Raw genomic sequence first — 23,020 nt, 5'->3', positions numbered from 1 at the left:
GATGACTGTCTGACCATTTCAATGCAAAGAAGTTCGACCATCGATGACCAGGGCTTTCGCCGAATCCTCAACCGGAATGTGAAGGTCCCGCTGCTCGGCGGGATCGTTGCTGCCGGCATTTTCGTTGTGCTGTTCGCCTACCTGATGAGTACATGGAGCGCGGTGGAATCCACCGAGCGCGCGATCGGCAATGCGCAGGAATTGCGCAAGCTGGCGGTCGACATGGAAAGCGGCATGCGCGGCTTCCTGCTGACAGGTGATGATGCCTATCTTGCTCCCTACATTGCCGCGCGCCCGCGTTTCGAGGCCTCTTCCGAGTCGCTGCGCGAACTGGTGGAGGACGACTCCACCCAGGTCGAGCGCCTGCGCCAGATCCGCGCCCAGCACCAGGCGTGGATGCGTGCGGCGGACCAGATGATCGCAACCCGCCGCCAGCAGGGCGACTACCTCGGCATGTTGCGCGCCGGCGCCGCCAAGGCGGCCCTGGAAGACCTGCGCGAACAGTTCCGCGCGTTCATCGCGCATGAAGAGCGGGAGCGCGCCAATCGCGGCGAGGCGGTGCGCGTGGTGGGCTTCTGGACAGTGGCGATCTTCCTTGCCGTCAGCCTGGCGGTGAGCAGCCTGCTGGCGTGGCTCGGGCGGCGCGACCTGATGCGGCTGTCGGACGTCTATCGCGATGCGCTGCAGGAGCAGCACACGCATGCTTACCAGTTGCAGCACCAGGCCTGGCTGCGCGAGGGCCAGAGCCAGCTGGCCGAGCAGGGCATAGGCCAGATGGCCTTGCCGCTGCTGTCGTCGACGCTGCTGGACTTCATGGCGCGCTACCTGGACGTGGCGGTGGCCTCGTTCTACGTGGTCAAGCCGGACGGATCGCTGGAGCGCACGGCGGCCCATGGCTTCAGCCAGGAGGATGAGGCGAAGGGGCAGCACTTGCTGCCGGGAGAAGGCCTGGTGGGCCAGGCTGCGCGCACGCGGCGCGCCGTGCACATGGCGCAGCTGCCGGCCGGCTATATCAAGGTGTCTTCGTCGCTGGGCGACGGCATGCCGCAACAGCTTGTGCTGCTGCCGGTGCATAGCGATGGCCGGGTGAACGGCGTGGTGGAGCTGGGCTTCCTGCGCGAAGTGGGGCGGCGCGAGCTGGACTTCCTCGAACTGGTCGCGGGCAATGTCGGCATGGCGATCGAGGCGACCGTTGCCCGCCAGCGCCTGGCCGAGGTGCTGGCCGAAACGCAGTCGCTGAACGAGGAATTGCAGGTGCAGCAGGAGGAGCTGCGTACCGCCAACGAGGAACTGGAAGAACAGTCGCGCGTGCTGGAGCGCTCGCAGGCCAGCCTGGAAACGCAGAAGCTGGAACTGGAGCAGAGCAACCAGAAGCTGGAGCTGCAGGCGGAAATGCTGGACCAGCGCAATGCCGCCCTGGCCGCGGCGCGCGTCGACGTGGAGGCGCGGGCGCGCGACCTGGAGCGGGCCAGCGAATACAAGTCGCAGTTCCTGGCGAACATGTCGCACGAACTGCGCACGCCGTTGAACAGTTCCATGATCCTGGCCAAGCTGCTGGCCGACAACGCGCAGGGCAACCTGGATGAGGAGCAGGTGCGGTTTGCGCAGACCATCTACAGCGCCGGCAACGACCTGCTGGCGCTGATCAACGATATCCTCGATATCTCCAAGGTGGAGGCGGGCAAGCTGGAACTGGCGCCGGAAGAAGTGGCCTTGCAGGCGATGATCGATTCCCTGCAGGCGGCCTTTGTCCCGCTGGCGCGGGAAAAGCAGCTCGAGTTCGTGGTCGACCTTTTGCCCGGCCTGCCGGAAAAGGTCTATACCGACCGGCAGCGGCTGGAGCAGATCCTCAAGAACCTGTTGTGCAACGCGGTCAAGTTCACCGAGCGCGGCAAGGTGATCCTGCGCGTGTCGCCGGGCGAGGCGGGCTTGCTGCGCTTTGCCGTCATCGATACCGGCGTCGGCGTTCCGGCCGAGCAGCAGGGCGCGATCTTCGATGCCTTCCAGCAGGGCGACGGCACGCCAAGCCGGCGCTTTGGCGGGACCGGCCTGGGCTTGTCGATTTCGCGCGACCTGGCGCGCTTGCTGGGCGGGGAAGTCGAGTTGTCCAGCGTGGAAGGGCAGGGCAGCACCTTCACTTTGCTGTTGCCGACGCAGTGGGCGGTAGCTGCGCCGCCCGGCGACGCGGCGCTGCAGCCGGCAGGCCGTGCGGACGCACCGCCTAGCGGGCCCGCCGCCGCGCCGCCTGTCGCCGCAACCGCGCCGCTATCGATGCCGGGCGACCTGCCGATCGCCGCCGCCGGTCCGGGCGAGGCCGGCGCCCCGCTGCGCCCCTTCGACGACGACCGCGCCGCCGCCCCGCCGCCGGAGCGCAAAGTGCTGATCATCGAAGACGACCCCGACTTCGCCCGCATCCTGTACGACCTGGCGCACGAATCGAATTATCGCGCCCTGGTCGCCTTCACCGCCGAGGAAGGCCTGAAGCTGGCCGAAGAACACCAGCCGCAAGCCGTCATGCTCGACATCCGCCTGCCCGACCGTTCTGGCCTGTCGGTGCTGCAAATGCTGAAAGACAACCCGCAAACCCGCCACATTCCCGTGCATGTGATCAGCGGCGCCGACAGCGGCGAAGCAGCCCTGCACCTGGGCGCCATCGGCTTTGTGCACAAGCCCGCCGGGCGCAGCCAGCTGCTGGCCGTGTTCGAGCGCCTGGAGCGCCGCTTCACGCAAAAGATCAAGCACATCCTGCTGGTGGAAGACGACGCCCGCCAGCGCGACAGCATGGTCAAGCTGATCGAAGACGAGGACATCGCCATCGCAGCCGTCGCCAGCGGCGCCGAAGCGCTGGAGCAGCTCCGCGCCACCATCTTCGACTGCATGATCATGGACCTGAAACTTCCCGACATGCAAGGCAGCGAACTGCTGCAGCACATGTCGCAGCAGGAGATCGCCAGCTTTCCGCCGGTGATTGTCTATACTGGACGTAGCATGACGCGCGCCGAAGAAGCGGAGCTGTCGAAATACTCGCGCTCCATCATCATCAAGGGCGCCCGCTCGCCGGAGCGCCTGCTGGACGAAGTCACCCTGTTCCTGCACAAGGTCGAGTCCCAGCTCTCCAGCGAACGGCAAACCATGCTGAAGGCAGTGCGCAGCCGCGACCGCGTCTTCGAAGGCCGCCGCATCCTGCTGGTGGACGACGACGTGCGCAACATCTTCGCCCTGACCAGCGCCATCGAACAACAGGGAGCCCTGGTGGAAATCGCCCGCAATGGCCAAGAAGCCCTCGACAGGCTCGATGCCGTGCCCGACATCGACCTGGTGCTGATGGACATCATGATGCCCGGCATGGACGGCCTGGAAGCCACGCGCCGCCTGCGCGCCGACCCGCGCTTCGCCCGCCTGCCGGTGATCGCCATCACCGCCAAGGCCATGAAGGACGACCAGGAGCAATGCCTGGCCGCCGGCGCCAACGACTACCTGGCCAAGCCGATCGACCTGTCGCGCCTGTATTCATTGCTCCGCGTGTGGATGCCTGCCCTGGACACGGTGTGATGAGCGACGGCGCACAAATCGGCAGCGTCGACATCGAGCTGCGCATGCTGATGGAGGCGATCTTCCTCAGGTACAGCTACGACTTCCGCGACTACACCGGCGCTTCGCAGAAACGCCGCGTGTTGCACGCCATGGGTGAAATGGGCTGCGCCACCGTCTCGCAGCTGCAATCGCGCGTGCTGCACGAGCCCAACGCCTTCAGCCAGCTGCTGCAATACCTGACCATCCCCGTCACGGAAATGTTCCGCGACCCCACGTACTACATCGGCCTGCGCGAGCATGTGACCCCGGTGCTCGGAACCTACCCCTCGCTGAAGATCTGGGTCGCGGGCTGCAGCACCGGCGAGGAAGTGTATTCGCTCGCCATCCTGCTGAAGGAAGAAGGCCTGCTGGAGCGCAGCCTCATTTACGCGACCGACATCAACCCGCAATCGCTGGAAAAAGCCAGGAAAGGCGTTTTCCCGCTCGAGAACATGCGCACCTACACCGCCAATTACCAGGCGGCCGGCGGCAAGCGCGCTTTCTCCGACTACTACACGGCCGCCTACAACGCCGCCCTGTTCGACCGCTCGCTGTGCGAAAACGTCACCTTCGCCGACCATAGCCTGGCTACCGACTCGGTGTTCGCCGAAACCCAATTCATCAGCTGTCGCAACGTGATGATCTACTTCAACAAGAAGCTGCAGGAACGGGCCCTCGGGCTGTTCCACGAGTCGCTTTGCCATCGCGGCTTCCTGGGGCTGGGCAGCAAGGAAAGCATCGACTTCTCCACTTACGCTCCCCGGTTTGAAGTGCTCGCCAAGCGCGACCGCCTGTTCAGGAAAAAATAATGCAAACCGACCCTGCGCTGGACATGGCTGTGCGAGGCCGCACCACGGAGGCGATCGTCATTGGCGCGTCGGCCGGCGGCGTGAACGCCTTGATCCAGGTGCTGCCGGCACTGCCGCGCGGTTACCGCCTGCCGATCGTGGTGGTGCTGCATGTGAGGAGCGGTCGCCAAAACCAGCTGGTGGACGTCTTCCAGCAAAGGGTGCAGGTACCGGTGCGCGAAGCGGGCGACAAGGAAGACATCATTCCGGGTACCCTGTATTTTGCGCCAGCCGGCTACCACCTGTTGCTTGAAAATGAACGCAGTTTTTCGCTGAGCTGCGACGCACCGTTGCACTTTGCACGTCCCGCAATCGACATTACCATGGAGTCAGCGGCAGACGTGTATGGATCCCGCCTGGCGGGCATGCTGCTCACCGGCGCCAACGACGACGGCGCGCAGGGCATGGCCGCCATCGGCAGGGCGGGCGGCCTGACGGTGGTGCAGGACCCGGAAGAAGCCAATGTCGGCGTGATGCCGCTGGAAGCTATCCGCGTGCGCCAGCCGGACCTGGTGTTGCCGCTGGAACAAATCAAGCAACTATTGCTGATGCTGGAGAAGCACTGATGGAACCGACCAATGTCCTGCTGGTGGACGACTTGCCGGAAAACCTGCGCGCGCTGAATGCCCTGGTGCGCGCCGACGACCGCGTGATCTACCAGGCCCGTACCGGCGAAGAGGCGCTCGCCCTCTTGCTCGAACATGAATTCGCGCTGGCCATCGTCGACGTGCAGATGCCGGGCATGGACGGCTTTGAACTGGCGGAGCTGATGCGCGGCACCGGCAAGACGCGCCATATCCCGATCGTCTTCGTGAGCGCCGCCGGCAAGGAGCTGAATTACGCCTTCAAGGGCTACGAAGCGGGCGCGGTGGACTTCCTCTACAAGCCGCTCGATCCGGACGCGGTGAAAAGCAAGGTCAATGTCTTTGTCGACCTGTTCCGCCAAAAGCAGGAAGTGCGGCAGATCGTCGAACAGCGCGAGGCCACGGTGCGCGAGCTGAACGCCGTGCAGCAGGAACTGCAACGCGCGCTGGAAATGCGCGACCAGTTCATGTCCATGGTGGCGCACGAGCTGCGCACGCCGCTCAACACCCTGTACCTGGAAGCGCAGATGCGCAAGCTGCAGCTCGAACGCGGCAACATGGACCACTTCGCGCCGGAGCAGCTGGAACGCATGGTGGCGCGCGACATGCGCCAGATCCACGCCATGGTGCGCCTGATCGACGATATGCTCGACGTATCGCGCATCCGCGCCGGCAAGCTGTCGATCCGCCCGGCCCGCGTCGACCTGGAGGCGCTGCTGCAGCGCATCGTCGGCGACCTGTCGCACCAAGCCGCCGACATGCACAGCGAACTGCGCCTGTCGATCGTGCAGCCCGTGGCCGGGTGCTGGGACGAGTTCCGCGTGGAGCAGGTCATCGTCAACCTGATTAACAACGCCCTGCGCTACGGCGGCGGAAAGCCGGTCGACGTGCGCCTGCATGCCGACAGCCAGAACGCCCGTATCGAGGTGATCGACCAGGGCGTCGGCATCCCCGAGGAAGTGCTGCCGAAAATCTTCGAACCCTTCGAACGCGGAAAGATGGAAGGCATGCCGGCCGGCCTGGGCCTGGGCCTCTACATCTCGCGCCAGCTGGCCGAAGCCCACGGCGGCACGCTCTCGGCCCGCAGCAAGCCGAACGAAGGCGCCACCTTCATCTTCACGTTGCCGCGCGCCGACGAAAAGCCCACGCCGGGCACGGGAAGCACCAAGGACATTTTGCCTTTGCCAGCGAGTTGTGCCTAGAATGTCCCCATGAACCGGGACTTGCTCAGGGAACGCAGGGAATGGCTACTGCGGCGCAATTGCTCATTGTCGCCCCAGCAGATGGGGATGGCTTATGCCCTGATGTGCCTGCTCTCGTTTGCGGTTGCCACCGGCTTTGTGATCATGGGCATGTGGCAGGTGCTGTTGTTCACCGTGCTGGAGATGACGGCCGTGGCGGCCGCCTTCCTTTACTTCGCCCGCCATGCCACGGACTATGAACACATCGTGCTCGCCAACGGCAAGCTGCTGGTGGAGCAGGTCTCCGCCGGCAAAATGAGCGTGACGCAGCTCGAACTCTACTTCCTCCGGCTGCAGATGCCCGCCCGCTACGGCGACCTGATTCACCTTGAATCGAATGGCGTCGCAGTCGATATCGGCTACTTCGCCACCGACCCGCGCCGCCGCGCGCTGGCCCAGGAGCTGCGCGCGGAAGTGCAGGGCGGCTTGTTCAGCAACTAGGTGCCAGCCGTCAGAAGCGGTAGCCTACGCCCACGCCGAACATGACCGGGTCAACCTTGACCTTGCTGACCTTGGTGCCGGCAAGCAGCACGTCGCTGCGGATCTGCACTTTCTTGATGTCCAGGTTGAGCGACCAGTTCTTGTCCAGCTTGTAGTCCACGCCAGCCTGCAGGGCCAGGCCGAAGCTGTCGTGTTCCAGGCTGCCCTGGCCGTCCAGGATCTTGTTCTTGGAGAAGGTGGTCCAGTTCACGCCCACGCCCAGGTAAGGGCTGAGCTGCGAGGATGGGGTGAAGTGGTACTGCGCCAGCAGGGTCGGCGGCAGGTGCTTGAACGTGCCGGCGGATTCGCCAGCCACATACACGGTGTGCTTCTGCGGATAGGTCAGCACCAGCTCGGCGGAGATATTCGGGGTGAAGAAGTAGGAAATATCCACTTCCGGAATGGTCTTGCTGCTGACGGTGATCAGGTCGGATGGGCCCACGCCGGCAATCGGGTCGGACTTGTCTGCGGGGTTGATGTGCACGGCACGTGCGCGCACTTGCCAAGGCGTTTCCTGTGCCATTGCACCAAACGCCACGCTACCCAGGACAGCTGCCAAAATCGCTTTCTTCATTTCACTACCTCTTTCATGTGGTCATTGATATTCGGTAAGTAAAAGTCTATTGATGCGACGCAGCAAAATCTTTGACCTAAGTCAAAATTGCCCGAACGAACACAAGTTAGCTAAAACGAGAGTAAGATTCGCGAATTCACATCCCACCCTATCCCCGGAGGCAGGAAATGAAATTGCACGTCAATGGCCAGGTACGCGAGTTCGAGGCCGAAGAAGATACGCCCCTGTTGTGGGTGATCCGCGAACAGCTGGGACTCACCGGTACCAAATACGGCTGCGGCGTGGCGCAATGCGGCGCCTGCACCGTGCACATTGACGGCGAACCGACGCGCAGCTGCGTGCGCCCTGTCTCCACCGTGACGGCCGAGCAGAAGATCGTCACCATCGAAGGCCTGAGCCTGGACGGCAGCCATCCCGTGCAAAAGGCCTGGGCCGCGCTGGACGTGCCGCAATGCGGCTTCTGCCAGTCCGGCATGATCATGGCCGCCGCCGCGCTGCTGAAGCAGAAGAAGAACCCGACCGACGCCGATATCGACGCAGCGATGACCAATATCTGCCGCTGCGGCACCTATAACCGCGTGCGCAAGGCCATCCACGTGATCGCCAGGGGCGGCGACGTGAAGACCGCAGGCCTGGACATCGTGGAAGGGAGCAAAGCATGAGCGCCGCAGTTTCTCATTCCCGTCGCAGCTTCCTCGGCCGCTCGCTGGGCGCCACCGCAGGCCTGATGTTCGGCTTCCATATCCCGTTCGCAGAAGCGCAGCAGGCGCAGGCCGCCGCGGCACCGGATGCGCCCGAGATCAACGCCTGGGTCGTGGTCAAGCCGGACGACACCATCGTGGTCCGCATCGCCCGTTCCGAGATGGGCCAGGGCACGCTGACCGGCCTGGCGCAACTGGTGGTGGAAGAACTGGATGGCGACTGGAGCAAGGTCACCACCGAATACCCGTCGCCCGGCCGCCAGCTGGCGCGCAATCGCGTCTGGGGCAGCTTCTCCACCGGCGGCAGCCGCGGCGTGCGCGAATCGCATGAATACGTCCGCAAGGGCGGCGCCGCAGCCCGCATGATGCTGGTGCAGGCCGCCGCCGCCCAGTGGGGCGTGCCAGCCGCTGAATGCGCGGCCGCGAAAAGCGTGATCACCCACACGCCGTCCGGCCGCACGCTCACCTACGGCAAGGTCGCCGACGCAGCAGGCAAGCTGCAGGCGCCCGCCGCTGCCGACATCAAGCTGAAAGACCCGAAAGACTGGAAGCTGGCCGGCAAGCGCCTGGCGCGCCTGGACACGGTCGACAAGACCACCGGCAAACAGGTCTACGGCATGGATTTCAAGCTGCCCGGCATGCTGAACGCAGCGATCAAGGACTGTCCGGTCTTCGGCGGCAAGGTAAGAAGCTTCGACGCCGCCGCCATTGCCGGCAAGCCCGGCGTGAAGAAAGTGCTGCAGGTAGGCGACAGCGCCGTGGCCGTCGTGGCCGACACCTGGTGGCGCGCCCGCAGCGCCCTGGACGCCCTGCCGATTGAATGGGACAAGGGCCCCAATGCCGGCATGAACAGCAAGGACACCGCCGCCTGGATCAAGGCCGGCCTGGATGCACCGGAAGCGGCAGTCGGCAACAGCAACGGCGACGCCAAGGCCGCCCTGGCCCGCGCCCACCGCAAGATCGAAGCCGTCTACAGCTACCCCCACCAGAACCACGCCACCATGGAGGTGATGAACGCCACCGCCGTGTGGACGCCGGAGCGTTGCGACGTCTGGACCCCGACGCAGAACGGCGAAGCCGCCTTGGCCGCGACCAGCGAGGCAGCCGGCCTGCCGCAGTCCAAATGCGACGTGACCAAGCTGCATCTCGGCGGCGGTTTCGGACGGCGCGGCGCCACGCACGACTGGGTAACCCAGGTCGTGAAGATCGCCAGGGAAATGCCGGGCACGCCGATCAAATTGATCTGGACCCGCGAAGAAGACATGCAGCACGGCCGCTACCACCCGGTCACGCAGTGCAAGCTGACCGCAGGCCTGGACGCCAAAGGCGAGGTAACGTCGCTGCACATGCGCATCGCCGGCCAATCGATCCTCGCCGCGCTGTTCCCGCAGAACGTCAAGGACGGCAAGGACCCTGCAGTCTTCCAGGGCCTGAACCCGCCCGGCCCGGAAGCCTCGTTCGGCTACACCATCCCGAACCTGCTGATCGACCACGCCATGCGCAACCCCGCCGTGCCGCCAGGCTTCTGGCGCGGCGTGAACCTGAACCAGAACACGATCTACGTCGAATGCTTCCTCGACGAAATCGCGCACGCCACGAAGCAGGACCCGCTGGCCCTGCGCCGCAAGCTGATGAAGGACAGCCCGAAGCACCTGGCAGTCCTGAACGCGGTGGCCGAAAAAGCCGGCTGGTCCAAGCCGCCGAAGAAAGGCATCTACCGCGGCATCGCGCAAACCATGGGCTTCGGCAGCTACGTCGCCGCCGTGGCGGAAGTCTCGGTCAGCAAGGACGGCAAGCTGAAGATCCACCGCATCGTCGCCGCCACCGACCCGGGCCACGCCGTGAACCCGCAGCAGATCGAAGCGCAAGTGGAAGGCAGCTTCGTCTACGGCCTGAGCGCAGCGCTCTACGGCGAGATCACGATCAAGGACGGCGCAGCAGAGCAAACCAACTTCGACACCTACAACGTGCTGAAGATGGATGAAATGCCGAAAGTCGAAACGGTCGTCATGCCAAGCGGCGGCTTCTGGGGAGGCGTAGGCGAGCCGACGATCGCCGTCGCCGCCCCCGCAGTGTTGAACGCCATCTTCGCCGCCACAGGCAAGCGCATCCGCGACCTCCCGCTAAAGAACCACAGCCTGAAAAAGGCATAAAGAAATGCCGCCAGTCCGCGGCCCGCGAGCAGACTGGGTCAGACCCTTGGGTCTGACCCAGGTTTACCGGTTTTTGCTTGCAGCCCTGTTGACGCTCAACACCGCCCAAGCCCAGGAAGGCAACGCAGAAGCTGGCCGCGCCATCGTCGCCAACCGCCAGCAAGGCCTCTGCCTCCTCTGCCACAGCGCCCCCATCCCCGAGGAACGCTTCCAAGGCAACCTGGCCCCCGACCTCGCCGGCGTCGGCGACCGCTACACCAGGGCCGAGCTCCGCCAGCGAATCGCAGACAACAGTGCCGTCAACCCCAGCACCATCATGCCCTCGTACGCCAAAACCACGGGCTTGACACGCGTAGCGCCGACATACCGCGACAAGACCATCCTCACAACGCAGCAAATCGAAGACGTCGTCGCCTACCTCGTCACGCTCAAGGCCGCAGAAAAGAAATGACCACCCGCCGCCAACTCCTCGCCGCGTTGCCGCTACTGGCGCTAGTCCGCCCCGCCCAAGCGACGCCCGCCGAGATGACAGCCGCCATCGCCGCCTACACCAGCAACGCCAGCATCCAGCGCGGCCGCGTGCAGATCGACATCGCCCAACTGATCGACAACGGCAACGCAGTCCCCATCACGGTAAGGGTCGACAGCCCGATGACCGAGCAAGCCCACGTCACCGACATCGCCATCTTCAACGAAAAGAACCCGCTCCCCGACGTCGCGAGATTCAAGCTGACGGCCCTGGCCGGCACGCCGGAAATCAGCACCCGCATCCGCCTCGCCACCAGCCAGACGCTCACCGCCCTGGCCCGCACCAGCGACGGCCAATGGTGGCAGCAGACGGTCGACGTGATCGTCGCCCTGGCGGCCTGCGTAGAAGGGGAGCCCATCTGACATGGCCAGCGCCCTGATCCACATGCCCGCCAGCGCCAGGCCCGGCGAGATAATCGAAGTACGCGCCCTGATCGCCCACACGATGGAGACCGGCTTCCGCCCCGGCCCCGACGGCAAGCCCCTCCCGCGCGACATCATCCGCAAATTCGAATGCCGCTACAACGGCAAGCAGGTCATCAGCGCCGAGCTGCATCCCGCCATGAGCGCCAACCCGTATATAGCCTTCTTCATCAAGGCAACCACCAGCGGCCCGCTCGAATTCACCTGGACCGGCGACAACAGTTTCGCACAAACCGAAACCAGGCAGCTGCAGGTGCAACCATGAAGCCAACGTTCGCACTGCTACTGGCGCTAGCCGTCACCACAGCCGCCAGCGCAGACAGGGTCAGACCCTCCGGGTCTGACCCTGGTTTACCGGTTTTAGAGCGCAAATCCGGCCGCGACTACATGTCCCCCGCCACGCAAGCGATGCAAGCCGACGACACCCAAAACCCCGCCATGCTCTGGGTCGCCAACGGCGAAGCGCTCTGGCGTAGCGCCCCCATCGGCGGCAACGGCAAATCCTGCGCCACCTGCCACACCGACGCCAAGTCCAGCATGCGCGGCGCAGCCGCAAAATTCCCCCGCTTCAGCCAATCAGCCGGCAAAGTAATCACGTTATCCGGCCAGGTCAACCAATGCCGCACCGGCGCCCTGAAGGCCGCCCCGCTGAAGCCAGAATCACCCGACCTGCTGGCCCTGGAAACCTACATCGCCCTGCAAAGCCGCGGCATGCCTGTGACGCCCGCAGCCGACAAGGAAACCAGGCAAGCCGCCGAACGCGGCCAAAAACTCTTCACCACCCGCATCGGCCAGCTGAACCTGAGCTGCGCCCAATGCCACGACAACAACGCCGGCAAACGCCTGGCCGGCGCACCCATCCCCCAAGGCCACGCCAACGCCTATCCCATCTACCGGCTGGAATGGCAAGGCGCAGGAAGCCTGCAACGCCGCCTGCGCAACTGCATGAGCGGCGTGCGAGCCGAAGTCCCTCCTTACGGCGCCCCCGACCTGGTAGACCTCGAAGCCTACCTTGCCCTGCGCGCCCAGGGCATGCCACTAGAAACCCCAGGAGTCCGCCCATGAAGACAATCGCCGCACTGATGCTCGCGCTGTCCGCCACGCTTCCCGCCGCCGCAGCAGAAGCGGTCCCGAACGGCGCCCGCCTCGCAGCCAGCTGCACCGGCTGCCATGGCACCAACGGCGCCACGCAAGGCAATGCGCTGCCGCCGCTGGCCGGCCAGCCCAAGGACCAGCTGCTGGCTGCGCTGAGGGACTTCAAATCCGGCAAACGCCCCGCCACCATCATGACCCAGCTCGCCAAAGGGTACACTGACGAACAATTGGAAATATTGGCAGCGTACTTCGCCGCCCAGAAAAAATAAAAATGCGATTCAAACTGGCCCATAGCCTGCTGGCTGCGGCGTTGGCGCTGACCACATGTGGCGCCGGCGCCCAGCACATCTCCTTGCAACACTTCGGACAAAGCGAAGGCCTCGGCAACCTTTCGCTCACGGCACTGGCCCAGGATGCCAGCGGCTACCTGTGGGTAGGCACCGAGAATGGCCTGTTCCGCTACAACGGCGCGGAATTCCGCCGTTACGGCAGCACGCAGGGAATGGACGACACCTTCGTCACCGCCCTGCACAGCAGCTCGTCCGGCGCGCTATGGGTCGGCAATCACGCAAGCCTGTACCGGCTGCAGCAGGGCCGCCTGGTTCCCGTGCTATGGGAAGGCAAGAAGCTGTCCGTATGGCCGCTCCAACCCATGGCCGAAAGCCCTGCCGGCGAAACGCTGCTGGCAAGCGAGGGCGACCTGTTCGTCTTGGCCGCGAAGGGCGACCGCACCAGCATCCGCCAGTATTTCGACGCCGCCGCGCTGCAGGCGCACGCCGAGCTGAAGTCGGTCCGCAGCGTCCACGTCGACGAAAAAGGCACGCTGTGGATGGCATGCAAGGAATCGCTCTGCCAGGCCAGCGGGAAAGACATCCGCGTATTCAGCGAACAGGAAGGCCTGCCGCACGACCAATGGACCAGCATTGCAAGCGACAAGGCCGGCAACCTCTGGATTCGCAGCGAAAAGCGCATCTTCACGCTGCCCCAGGGCGCAACGCGCTTCGAAGACCGCACGCCATCGCAAGACGTGATGCGTAAGCACATGCTGCGCAGCGAGCTGCACATCGACGACAGCGGCAACGTGCTTACCAACGCCGATAACGGCCTGCTGCGCTGGCGCCAGGGCCGCTGGGAGTCCTACGGCAAGGAAAACGGCCTCGATGCCGGCGGCGGCGTCACCGACATCCTGCGCGACCGCGGGCGCGGCACCTGGCTGGCAACGCGCGGCCGCGGCCTGCTGCACTGGCGCGGCTACGGCAACTGGGAAAGCTGGACCATGCAGCAAGGCCTGCCGGATGACGTGATCATCTCCGTCAAGCGCGACCGCGAAGGCCGGCTGCACGTAGGCACCCGTTCCGGCCACGCCGTGATGGAGCCCGGCGCCAACGGGTTCACAACGCCGCCAACCCCGCCAGCCCTGGCCGACCAGCAATGGTCCACCATGGAAACGGACCGCAACGGCACGCTATGGGCTGGCAGCTATTCCGGCATGCTGATGCGCTACCTGCCGGACGCCCGGAAGACCGAACTGGTCGCCAGGCTGCCCTTCGTTTCGCAGGTGCTGGCCGACCGCAAAGGCCAGCTATGGCTCACCACCTGGAAAGGCGTCTACACCCTGCCCGACAACGCGCCAGCCGGCACGCAGCCGCAAGTGGTAAAGATGCCGTCCACCGCAAACCGCCACCCCGAAAACCCGGTCGGCCCGGGCTGCATGGACGCGCAAGGCGGCATCTGGCTGCCCAGCCAATCCGACATCCTGCATTACGACGGCGCTGCGTGGAAAGTGCTGGAGTTCGGCGCCGCATTAGGCGACGGCACCTTCGACGGCATCGCCTGTTCGCGCAACGGCACCCTGTGGGCCAGCACCGGCGGGGCGCTGTGGAGCCTGAAAGTGCAGGGCGAAGCAAAGGCGACACGCATCGAAGCCCCGGTGCTGCGCGACCGCACGATGTACGCCATGTTCGAAGGCAGCCGCGGCTGGCTGTGGATCGCCACCGATGCTGGCTTCGCCGTCTGGAACGGAAGCCGCTGGCGCATGCTGAACGAGACCCACGGCCTGGCGTGGAATGACCTGAATGGCGTGGGCTTCTACGAGGACAAGGACGGCTCGATGTGGATCGTGACCAGCAACGGCCTGTCCCACGTGCTGCGCCCCGAAACCCTGTTCGAGGTAAGCACGCCGGAAGCCGTGATTGAAGAAGCCCTGCGCGGCGGCCGCCCGCTGCCAGCAAATGCCGGGCGCCTGCCATGGTCGCAGGACACGGTGGTATTCCGCCTCGCCAGCCTCCAGTTCGAAGGGCGGCAAGGCCTGCGCTACCGCTACCGCCTGGCCGGCATGGAAGACCAGTGGAACGAATCGGTGCTGCCTGAAATGCGCTACGCCGCACTGCCTGCAGGCGACTACCGCTTCCAGGCCATGGCCGTGGATGTGGAAGGCGCCGTGCAGACGACCCCCACCGAACTCGCATTCTCCATTGCTCCACCGTGGTGGCGCAGCTATCCCTTCTATGCCCTGTGCGCTGCGGCCGTGATTTTCGGCTTCCTGCTGTTCCACCGCATGCGGTTGCTGGTTCACAAGCGCCACGAAGCAGAGCTGGAAGCCATGGTGCAGGAACGCACGCGCGAATTGGAAGAGGCCCAGGAAGCGCTGCGCGTCAGGGCGCTGAAAGATGCCCTGACGCGCACCTGGAACCGAGGCGCGATGATGGAAATCCTCGAGCGCGAAATCGGGAAATGCCAGCGCACGGGCGAAAGCTTCGTGCTGGTCCTGCTCGACCTGGACTTCTTTAAGCGCGTCAACGACACGCACGGCCACCTGGCAGGCGACGCCGTGCTGGTGGAAACCTCCCGCCGCCTGATCGCTGCAACGCGCTCTTACGACGCCGTAGGCCGCTACGGCGGCGAAGAATTCATCGTACTGCTGCCTGGCCTGACCCTGCCAGCCGGCGCTGCCCGCATCGAAACCCTGCACCGGGCTATCCGCAGCGAGCCGGTCGACATTGGCGGCGAGGCAGGTTTGCCAGTGACCGCCAGCTTCGGCGTGGTGGCGTTCACACCGCAACGGCAGGTTGCAGCTACCGAGCTGCTGCACCTGGCGGACGAAGCCCTGTACCGATCGAAACGCGAAGGACGCGACCGTATCAGTTATGTGGAAGATGCAATGCAAACCTGATTGAGGAGGCACCATGGACCGTCGAACATTTGTGCAAGCAGCGATCCTCACCGCCACGACCGGCTGTGCCAGCATCGGCGGCCAGGCCAGGCCGCACGTAGTGGTCGTCGGAGGCGGCTACGGCGGCGCCACAGCCGCCAAGCATGTGCGCCTGTGGAGCCAGGGCGGCATCGACGTCACGCTGATCGAACCGAATGCCAGCTTCGTCAGCTGTCCGCTTTCAAACCTGGTGCTGGGCGGCTCGCGCAAGCTGCAAGACCTGACCCGCAGCTACGACGAGCTGCAGCGCAGGCACGGCGTGAAGATCCTGCACGACAGCGCCTCCAGCATCGACCCGGAAAAGCGCACCATCAAGCTGCTAAGCGGCGAGGTCCTGAGCTACGACCGCTTGATCCTCAGCCCCGGCATTGAATTCCTGTGGGGCGAGCTGCCAGGCATGAGCGTGGAAGGCGCGCAGGACAAGATCCTGCACGCCTGGAAAGCCGGCCCGCAAACCACCGCCCTGCGCGGCCAGCTCGAAGCCATGCACGACGGCGGCGTATTCGTCATGACCGTGCCCCCCGCACCCTACCGCTGCCCGCCCGGCCCCTATGAACGCGTTTGCCAGGTAGCCCACTACTTCAGCCAGCACAAGCCGAAATCCAGGGTCCTCCTGCTCGACGCCAACGAGGACGTGGTCAGCAAAGGCCCGCTGTTCAAGAAGGTCTGGAAAGAACGCTACGCCGGCATCATCGAGTACCGCCCGAGCTTCAAGACGGTAGACGTGGACGTGGCCGCCCGCACCGCCATCTCCGAGCTGGGCGACAAGGTAAAGGCCGACGTGCTGAACATCGTGCCGCCCCACCGGGCCGGCGCGATCGCCGCGCAGACCGGCCTGGCCAACATGAACAAGCGCTGGTGCGAAGTCGACTTCATCACCTTCGAATCCACGCAGGCAAGGAACATCCACGTGATCGGCGACGCCATCCAGGTTTCCCCGCTGATGCCCAAGTCCGGCCACATGGCCAACCAGCACGCCAAGGTCTGCGCCGCCGCCGTGGTCGACCTGCTAAGCGGGCGCGTGCCCGAGCAGACGCCATTGCTGACCAACACCTGCTACAGCTATGTAAGCGACAAGGACGTGATCCACGTCGCCAGCGTGCACGCCTACAACGCCGAAAAGAAAACGCTGCTTGTGGTACCCGGCAGCGGCGGCGTCAGCCCCGGCCCGTCGGAGCTCGAAGGGCATTACGCCGACAGCTGGGCGCAAAACATCTGGAGCGACATGCTTTCCTGACCGCCGCGCGCTGCACCTTTGCTTCACCTCAAACGCTGACCTGCTCCCGGGTGCCACCATTGGCAGGGCTATCCCCTGACTAATGGTGACCTCATGTCCAAGCCACAATCCGCCGCACAGCGCAGTCCCAATCTCTGGCATTTTTCCGCCCTGGTATGGGGCACCTCGCTCCTGTTGCTGTCGCTGTTTGCCATGCCCATCAGCGTCAACCCGCTTGGCATGCGCCTGCAGCTCTGCCTGACGGCGGTGCACCTCGGGGGCGTGTTCTACATGTGGCGCCTTGCAAGGCACGGCAATCCGGAGCGCCTGCTGGACATCGCCATCATTACGCTGGCCTTCATCTACATCGTCCCCCTATGCATGCTCGCCGCGCCCGTGATCGTGCTGGCGGCATACGCGATGCCGGCAGGCTCCTGGCTGGCGGTCATCGCCATCATGGCCGTATGCGGCGCGGCCCTGGCACTGGTGCGCCTGTGGAGCACGGCCACCGGCAAGAACACCGGCCACTGCTTCGAAACATGGCTGGCGGAGCAGCTGAAAGGCGATGCCATCACCGCCAGTTCGCTGAGTGGATTGCTCAACCACGTTGGCCGCCACGCCACCGAGCCAAGCCGCATCGACGGCTGGTCCATGATCGCCGCCGCCGCCGCCGGCGCGCCCATTCTCGCGGCCAGCATCGATTACGACCGTGCCGGAGCGAGCCTTGCAATCTGCGCCCTCTTCACCACGCCCATGGCGATGCACGCCTTCTCCCGCATGGTGGTGCATGCCTACCTGTGGATCTTTCGCCTGCGCCGCTTCGAACGCGATTCGGGGGTAAAGGTTGTCGTCAACCTGCGCAGTGGGAGCTGAGCATGGACAAGCTCCTGCATCACTACGAACAAGAGCTCACACGCCTGCGCCGGACCATCCGTAAGTATGCCGACGCGCACCCGCAAACCGCCGCCGCGCTTGAACTGGAAGCCGGCGCCAGCACCGATCCCGAAGTGGAGCGCCTGCTGCAATCGATCGCGCTGCTCAACGCCAGCATGCAGCATTCCATCGAGGATGGGCGCAACGACTTCCACAAGGCTCTCCTGCAAACGCTGCAGCCGCACTACCTGCGCCTGGTTCCCGCCTGCGGCATTATCCAGATCGACACCTCGGCTGCGCGCTCCAACGAAATCAGTACCGCCAGCCGCCTGCCGCGCGGCGCAATCCTGCGCTGCGGCGGCAGCAAGTTCGCAACCGCCTATGATGTCCGCATTGCCCCCATTGCTGTCGCCGGCGCCAGGTTCCAGCCCACGATCGACCTGCCGGCAACGCTGCGCCTCCCAAGCGAAGCCAGGTCGGCGCTCTGCCTCAGCCTCGAGGCCACCGCCGGCAGCGCCGCATTCGACCAGCCGCCCATCGCCACGCTGCGACTGTGGCTGGATGGCGACGCGCCGTTGCGCGCAGCGCTCTTTGACGCCATCCTGATGCACCGCCTGTGCGTATGCCTGGAAGCCGAAGGCAGTTGGCGCCTGTTGCCTGCATCGCCATTCTCACCGGTCGGAACCGGCGCCGAGGAAGCTATCCTGCCGCCGCGCGCCGGCCAGCAAAGCCAGCGGCTGCTGACGGAGTTCTTCCATATGCCGCAAAAGTTCGACTTCATCGACCTGGACCTGCAGGCCATTGCCGCGCGCTGCCCGCCCGGCTGCAAACGCCTCACGCTGCACGTCGTCCTTCCCGGCTGCGAGCCGGAACTGCGCCATGCCGGCGCCGCAAACTTCCAGCTCTCATGCACGCCGGTCGTCAATCTTTTCCAGCAGGCCGCAGACCCGATTCGCCTGGACGGCAGAAAAGAGTCCTACCCGCTTGCGCCGGACCAGCCGGGATGCGGGATCTATAGCGTCGACAAGGTCTCGCTCATGAGCCGCAACGGCGAGCGCGTCCTGCCGCCTTTCCACGGCGCTGCACACACGGCGGCAGGCCCTTACTGGCAACTGGACGAACAGGAAGGTTTCGCCCTTGCCCTCGTCGACCGCGAGCAGCGCCCCGCCAGGCTCGAGACAGGAACGATCGCGGTGCAGCTCACGTGCACCAACAATGAATTGCCGCAGCGTGGCGCCAGGCTGACGACAGAAGCAAGCGCCGGCGGCTTTCCGATCAGCCTCGTCCATGGCCCGGCAGTGGGCCAGTGCCTTGCCAGCCCTGGCGAACTATGCGACAGCCTCTACACGCAGGACACCAGCCTGCAAGCCTTGCACAAGCTGCTGCAACTCCACGGCTGCCCTTTCAGCGAAAGCCTGGAAAGCCTGTTCGCCAAGCCATCCGCCGCCTGGCTGGTGCATCCAATGGGCCGGCTTCACATGCACGGCACAGAGTTCACCCTGCTGGCCGATGAGAATGGGCTGCGTGGCCACAGCATCCACGTGCTCGGCGAGATCCTGGCCGCCGCGCTTGCCGACAAGCTGCGCGAAAACCGCTTCGCCCAACTTCGCATCGCCAACCGGCAGGGCCGAACCCTCTACCTTTCCACGCCCCGCGCCGGCACGCGGCAGCTCGTGTGAATCAGCTATAGACTTGCCACGGTCACTCCATGTAGCCCTCGCCATTAGGCCTGCGCTGCACAATGTCGCCGGAAAGCGCGTCGTCAATCGCGGCCACAAGTTCTCGATAATGCGCAACCTGCGCATCGGGCAGGCTCACGTCAATGGATCGCTGCTCCCGGCATGCCATCATCCTGGCGCGAGCCGAGGTACAGCTTGGCCAGCGGCGGCTGCTCATTTGCCCAGAAATGCATGACCGGATAACGAATGCTCTCGCAGATCGTTGTCACGCGCTTTTGTTGTATCTGCCCATCTTCGAAAGCCTCCACCAGCCGGTCGAACTTGTCGGACGTTTCATGCGAACCCGGCGCGGTAAAGACGAATGCTCCTGAATTGTCATCAAAGACCCGGAATTCCATCGTAAGCTCCTCAAATCGCACGTGAACCCGATTGTAGGCAGCGCAGGCAGGTGCGAACTGTGAGAACGATCAAGCCAAACGTGTGGCCGGAAAAAATCAACTCTGCTATCGTTTCCGTTTTGACAATTACCCGACGACCGAAGCATGGACTCAATGCAGGAAGAAGCAGTTATCCGCCGCCACCCTATCACTGCCGGCATCATTGGACTCATCACGGTCGTGTATTCGGCAATCATCTTCATCCTGTTCCTCCTCGCGAGGGACGCGGTCGGGTATGAAGTGATCTTCGGGACGATGGCGTTGGCGCCGTACCTGCTCCTGTTTGGCGCCGTTGGCGGCGCGCTGTTCTTCAGGAGCCGGTCGCTCGCCCACCAATTCTGGCTGGCGCCGGCGCTGTTCGCCGTGTATGGCTTGCTGTATGCCGCCGCAACGAGCCACTCGTTCGCCTAGTGCGGCGGCCTGGCCGGCGGAACCTCAGTTCACCACGAAAGTCCTGCTGGTCCCGCTCAGCCCGTACACGGCGCCGTTCCAGCCATTCTTGTAGTCCCCATTGTGCCGTATGCGGTATTGCCCGCTCTCCGCATCGGCCGGAATCGTCCAGCCAATGACCGCCTGCGAAGTACCCCACACCGGATCGATCCGCACCCAGCGATAGCTGGTGTTCCAGTCGCCATCCACCGCCACGGTACGCCACGCCGAGCCGTCCCAGCGCTGTACTTCCAGGAAGCTGCCGTTCAGGCGCAGGTTATTTTTTGGATGCCCAGTCCAGAACGAAACTTCCACACGCTGGCCGCGTGAATAGCTCGCATTGGCCTGCTGCACCACATCGCCAAAGCTCTTGAAGATCGGCGTGTTATCCAGCACCACACCGGTCTGGAACGACATCTGGTTGCCGCTCAAATCCCGCACCGCCGCGCTGGCGCCAGCCGCAGTCCCTTGCCGCATCGCGGTCGCCAGCTCATGGAAGCTTTGCTGGTAAGCCCCCAGCGTCCACTTGCCGAAGTGCGTCGAGGCGCCTTCGTAATGCTGCGCGTCGTACTCCTCCGGCGTGGTCACATAGCCGGAGTAGGCATTCGCATACCCGGCAAAGACCACGTGCTTCACGCTATCCCCCAACGCCGCCTTGACGGTCTCGCGCACGCGCCGCCCGGACATGATCGTGAACTCGCCCGGCGCCGCGATAATCGCCAGCTGCCCGATCCGCACGATCGACACCGGCAGCACCTCCGGCGACCAGGGGAAGGGCGCCTGCGTGCCCGTCGACAGCAGCACCGGCTTCACGCCCTGGCAATCGCGCACCCACTGCGGCGCAGGCGCGATGATGCCGCCCAGCGCCTGGAAGAACGGGTTGCCCGTCAAATCGCCCTCATTGAAGCCATCCAGCCCGCGCCCATCCTCCGTGCCCGCCGCGAAAGCGCTGCCAATGGCTGCCGGACAGGTGCTGCGCACCACGCCATCCGCGAAGCGCGCCTGTACGGTGACGCGGGATAAGTCGATATAGCGCTGCCGGTAATCCACCGGCCCCGCCAGCGGCTCCAGCGCGCCGTTATAGATGGCCAGCGCCTTCTGCAACTGCCGCTCGCCGATGATGCGCGTGTTATCCAGCTCATTCGCCGTAGGCCCTGTGCCGTCCAGGTTCAGGTTCGGCGTCATGTCGCCCGCATTCGACTGTGCAAAGGCCGCCACGAAATCGCCATCCGAGTTGTAGCGCACGCCCTTCATGTCGTGCTCCCAGCGCCATTCCGCATAACCCTTGTTATCCGGCGTGATCAAGCGGTTCTGCGGCGTCATCGACACGCCATGCGTGGCGAACCAGCTGATCACGCCCACATCGTTGCCGCCCTGCTTGAAGCGCAGCACCGTCATCTCCGGATCGATATTGCGCCCCCAGCGCTCGCGCTCCGCCTGCGGATTGCGCAGGTAGGCCGGGTTCGAACGGTTATTGCTCGCATCCGTCAGCTCGCCCTTGCCGATCGCGATGCTGCCCGGCTTCAGGTCGCGATGCGCCTTGTCGATGGCCGCCACAATGCCGCCCACAATCGCATCGAAGGTGCGCGGATTGAAACCGTAGGTAGTGAAGTTGTACAGCGCGTAGTGCGAAAAGCCGCCCGGCCCGCCGTGCGTATGCGTCGCCGACAGGATCACGTTCTCCGCCGAATACAGGCTGCCATGCTTCGCCTGCAACTGCCGCAAGACCGCCTGCTGCACGCCCTGGAACACCATGCCCAGGTCATTGTTGACGAAGACCATGCGCTTGCCGCTGGCCTGGTCCACCACGATGAAAGCCCGTGCCCGCTGCCGCATGTGGATGCCGGCCGTCACCTGCGAGGTTGAGCCATAGCCCATCATGCCCACTTCCGCCGCCTCGCCCGTGATGTCGGACATGCCGCGCCCGACCAGGAAAGGATCTGCAAATGCCGTGCTGCAAACCACGCTTGCGCCCAACAGAGAAACCAGGCGCACGAACCGAAAATATTTCGTCATGACCGTCCCCTTTGCCGCTGCTGTTTGAAAAACGACGAACTTGGAGAATAACAGCGTTTTTCTTTTTGCCGATGATCTTGGTCAAAACGCCACAGTAGCAAGTGAGAAGCTGACAGTTTCGGAATATCAGAAATACGTGGGATATACTGATCGTCACCGCCAATTTTTCTGAAATTCCGAAATATGAACCAAACTGTTTTACCCGCGCTGCCTGCCGTGCAACTTGTACGCGAATTGGCCGACGTTGGCCGGCAAGTGCGAGCGCATCGCAAGCAGCAAGGACTGCGCATTGACGATGCCGCGGCGCTGATCAGCGTTTCGGTGGACCTGCTGTCGCGCCTCGAGAATGGTGCCGGAGGCATCCGCACCGACAAGCTTCTGTCGGTATTGGACGGACTTGGCTTGGCCTTGGTGATTGCGCCGAAAGATCACGCGTTACTGCAACGCCTGCCCTCAGGACTACTGGCCGACGTTGTCTAGTCCAGAGAGACAGGCTTCACCCTTCAAATGCTTTTGCCCAGGATTGACGTGGATGTCAAAGCGAGCCATCAGAATGCGCGCAACTCCTGCAGAGCAACGCTTTCCTCGGCTATTCGCTCGTCATAAGCATCGAGAAAGGCGGCATGTTCCTCATTCCATTGCTGTTCTCCTCTCGCCTTCATTTCTTCACGCAAGCGCTGCTCACAAACCTGGGAAGTATTGATGCCCAAGCTCTTGGTTGCCAGATACACGTCCATGGACAGGGTAATGTTGGTGGCTCTTTTACCTGGCAGCTTGGGTCTGGTACGTGCGGGTTTCATATGATTCGGGAGTGCCTCAATGGTGAGGGCACGTAATGCACACCTGTTTCCGTGAATGCCCTGTCTAGTTTGCTCTAAAACGCGATAACCTTGACTAAACAGATCCAGAATTGCAAAGGCGCCTGATTTCATAGACCGAAAGCGCCCTTGCTGGGAAAT

The 23,020-nt window shown here is 64.2% G+C and carries 22 protein-coding genes; 18 read left to right on the top strand and 4 right to left on the bottom strand.

The annotated features are described in order from the left end of the window. Positions 1 to 21: 21 nt before the first annotated feature. The 5 genes from ACN9MW_RS00235 to ACN9MW_RS00215 all read left to right on the top strand — a co-directional run bounded on the left by ACN9MW_RS00235 (position 22) and on the right by ACN9MW_RS00215 (position 6,687). Complete coding sequence (locus tag ACN9MW_RS00235) at positions 22 to 3,552, top strand: response regulator (protein ID WP_426166438.1); 3,531 nt, start codon at positions 22 to 24, stop codon at positions 3,550 to 3,552. Then, on the top strand, positions 3,552 to 4,382 hold the full coding sequence (locus ACN9MW_RS00230; RefSeq protein WP_426166436.1) for a CheR family methyltransferase: 831 nt from the start codon (positions 3,552 to 3,554) through the stop codon (positions 4,380 to 4,382). Before ACN9MW_RS00235 ends, ACN9MW_RS00230 begins: the two co-directional genes overlap by 1 nt. Then, positions 4,382 to 4,987, top strand: coding sequence for a chemotaxis protein CheB (locus ACN9MW_RS00225; RefSeq protein WP_426166434.1), 606 nt, complete (start codon positions 4,382 to 4,384; stop codon positions 4,985 to 4,987). Before ACN9MW_RS00230 ends, ACN9MW_RS00225 begins: the two co-directional genes overlap by 1 nt. After that, on the top strand, positions 4,987 to 6,207 hold the full coding sequence (locus tag ACN9MW_RS00220) for a hybrid sensor histidine kinase/response regulator (protein ID WP_426166432.1): 1,221 nt from the start codon (positions 4,987 to 4,989) through the stop codon (positions 6,205 to 6,207). The genes ACN9MW_RS00225 and ACN9MW_RS00220 overlap by 1 nt, the downstream gene beginning before the upstream one ends. A gap of 87 nt (positions 6,208 to 6,294) precedes the next feature. Then, positions 6,295 to 6,687, top strand: coding sequence for a DUF2244 domain-containing protein (locus tag ACN9MW_RS00215; protein WP_426166430.1), 393 nt, complete (start codon positions 6,295 to 6,297; stop codon positions 6,685 to 6,687). Positions 6,688 to 6,697: 10 nt separating this feature from the next. Here ACN9MW_RS00215 and ACN9MW_RS00210 read toward each other — a convergent pair whose 3' ends face one another. Continuing rightward, positions 6,698 to 7,300 carry an OmpW/AlkL family protein gene (locus ACN9MW_RS00210; RefSeq protein WP_426166428.1) on the bottom strand — a complete coding sequence of 201 codons (603 nt, stop codon included), beginning with the start codon at positions 7,298 to 7,300 and terminating at the stop codon, positions 6,698 to 6,700. Between the two features lie 167 nt (positions 7,301 to 7,467). Here ACN9MW_RS00210 and ACN9MW_RS00205 point away from each other — a divergent pair, with 167 nt between their 5' ends. From ACN9MW_RS00205 to tssF, 11 genes are all read left to right on the top strand, one after another. Beyond that, a complete protein-coding gene (locus ACN9MW_RS00205) occupies positions 7,468 to 7,962 on the top strand; it encodes a (2Fe-2S)-binding protein (RefSeq protein ID WP_426166425.1) in 495 nt (164 codons plus the stop codon). Continuing rightward, on the top strand, positions 7,959 to 10,154 hold the full coding sequence (locus tag ACN9MW_RS00200; protein ID WP_426166422.1) for a molybdopterin cofactor-binding domain-containing protein: 2,196 nt from the start codon (positions 7,959 to 7,961) through the stop codon (positions 10,152 to 10,154). Before ACN9MW_RS00205 ends, ACN9MW_RS00200 begins: the two co-directional genes overlap by 4 nt. Before the next feature lie 46 nt (positions 10,155 to 10,200). Continuing rightward, the gene (gene soxX, locus ACN9MW_RS00195; RefSeq protein ID WP_426166419.1) at positions 10,201 to 10,605 is read left to right on the top strand and encodes a sulfur oxidation c-type cytochrome SoxX; all 405 of its coding nucleotides are present in this window, start codon (positions 10,201 to 10,203) and stop codon (positions 10,603 to 10,605) included. After that, the gene (locus tag ACN9MW_RS00190; protein WP_426166416.1) at positions 10,602 to 11,045 is read left to right on the top strand and encodes a SoxY-related AACIE arm protein; all 444 of its coding nucleotides are present in this window, start codon (positions 10,602 to 10,604) and stop codon (positions 11,043 to 11,045) included. Before soxX ends, ACN9MW_RS00190 begins: the two co-directional genes overlap by 4 nt. A 1-nt stretch (position 11,046) precedes the next feature. Further along, positions 11,047 to 11,370 (top strand): thiosulfate oxidation carrier complex protein SoxZ, encoded by a 324-nt coding sequence (gene soxZ / locus ACN9MW_RS00185; protein ID WP_426166413.1) that lies wholly within the window; start codon positions 11,047 to 11,049, stop codon positions 11,368 to 11,370. Positions 11,371 to 11,492: 122 nt separating this feature from the next. Next, positions 11,493 to 12,170 (top strand): sulfur oxidation c-type cytochrome SoxA, encoded by a 678-nt coding sequence (gene soxA / locus ACN9MW_RS00180; protein WP_426166410.1) that lies wholly within the window; start codon positions 11,493 to 11,495, stop codon positions 12,168 to 12,170. Beyond that, entirely contained in the window at positions 12,167 to 12,469 is a 303-nt protein-coding gene (locus ACN9MW_RS00175) for a c-type cytochrome (protein ID WP_426166407.1), read from the top strand. The genes soxA and ACN9MW_RS00175 overlap by 4 nt, the downstream gene beginning before the upstream one ends. A 2-nt stretch (positions 12,470 to 12,471) precedes the next feature. Beyond that, positions 12,472 to 15,372 (top strand): diguanylate cyclase, encoded by a 2,901-nt coding sequence (locus ACN9MW_RS00170; protein ID WP_426166404.1) that lies wholly within the window; start codon positions 12,472 to 12,474, stop codon positions 15,370 to 15,372. A gap of 13 nt (positions 15,373 to 15,385) precedes the next feature. Next, a complete protein-coding gene (locus tag ACN9MW_RS00165; RefSeq protein WP_426166401.1) occupies positions 15,386 to 16,648 on the top strand; it encodes an NAD(P)/FAD-dependent oxidoreductase in 1,263 nt (420 codons plus the stop codon). 93 nt (positions 16,649 to 16,741) lie between these two features. Further along, positions 16,742 to 17,500: a hypothetical protein gene (locus ACN9MW_RS00160; protein WP_426166398.1), complete on the top strand. Its 759-nt coding sequence runs from the start codon at positions 16,742 to 16,744 to the stop codon at positions 17,498 to 17,500. Between the two features lie 2 nt (positions 17,501 to 17,502). Beyond that, the gene (gene tssF, locus ACN9MW_RS00155; RefSeq protein ID WP_426166395.1) at positions 17,503 to 19,179 is read left to right on the top strand and encodes a type VI secretion system baseplate subunit TssF; all 1,677 of its coding nucleotides are present in this window, start codon (positions 17,503 to 17,505) and stop codon (positions 19,177 to 19,179) included. Positions 19,180 to 19,319: 140 nt separating this feature from the next. Here tssF and ACN9MW_RS00150 read toward each other — a convergent pair whose 3' ends face one another. After that, positions 19,320 to 19,577, bottom strand: coding sequence for a hypothetical protein (locus ACN9MW_RS00150; protein WP_426166392.1), 258 nt, complete (start codon positions 19,575 to 19,577; stop codon positions 19,320 to 19,322). A gap of 144 nt (positions 19,578 to 19,721) precedes the next feature. On the opposite strand from ACN9MW_RS00150, the gene ACN9MW_RS00145 reads away from it, so the two are divergent. Next, positions 19,722 to 20,027, top strand: coding sequence for a hypothetical protein (locus ACN9MW_RS00145; protein ID WP_426166389.1), 306 nt, complete (start codon positions 19,722 to 19,724; stop codon positions 20,025 to 20,027). A gap of 24 nt (positions 20,028 to 20,051) precedes the next feature. Here ACN9MW_RS00145 and ACN9MW_RS00140 read toward each other — a convergent pair whose 3' ends face one another. Further along, entirely contained in the window at positions 20,052 to 22,061 is a 2,010-nt protein-coding gene (locus ACN9MW_RS00140) for a neutral/alkaline ceramidase (RefSeq protein ID WP_426166386.1), read from the bottom strand. Positions 22,062 to 22,244: 183 nt separating this feature from the next. Here ACN9MW_RS00140 and ACN9MW_RS00135 point away from each other — a divergent pair, with 183 nt between their 5' ends. Then, complete coding sequence (locus tag ACN9MW_RS00135; protein WP_426166383.1) at positions 22,245 to 22,541, top strand: helix-turn-helix domain-containing protein; 297 nt, start codon at positions 22,245 to 22,247, stop codon at positions 22,539 to 22,541. A 68-nt stretch (positions 22,542 to 22,609) separates the two neighbouring features. Here the strand turns inward: ACN9MW_RS00135 and ACN9MW_RS00130 are convergent, their stop codons facing one another. Further along, positions 22,610 to 22,993, bottom strand: coding sequence for a type II toxin-antitoxin system CcdA family antitoxin (locus ACN9MW_RS00130; protein WP_426166380.1), 384 nt, complete (start codon positions 22,991 to 22,993; stop codon positions 22,610 to 22,612). Between the last annotated feature and the right edge of the window lie 27 nt (positions 22,994 to 23,020).

The sequence above is a fragment of the Pseudoduganella sp. R-34 genome, from assembly GCF_049904655.1.
In the GTDB taxonomy this organism is placed as follows: domain Bacteria; phylum Pseudomonadota; class Gammaproteobacteria; order Burkholderiales; family Burkholderiaceae_D; genus Rugamonas.
The sequence above is the reverse complement of the archived record's forward strand: the minus strand, read 5'-3'. Positions and strand labels throughout refer to the sequence as shown.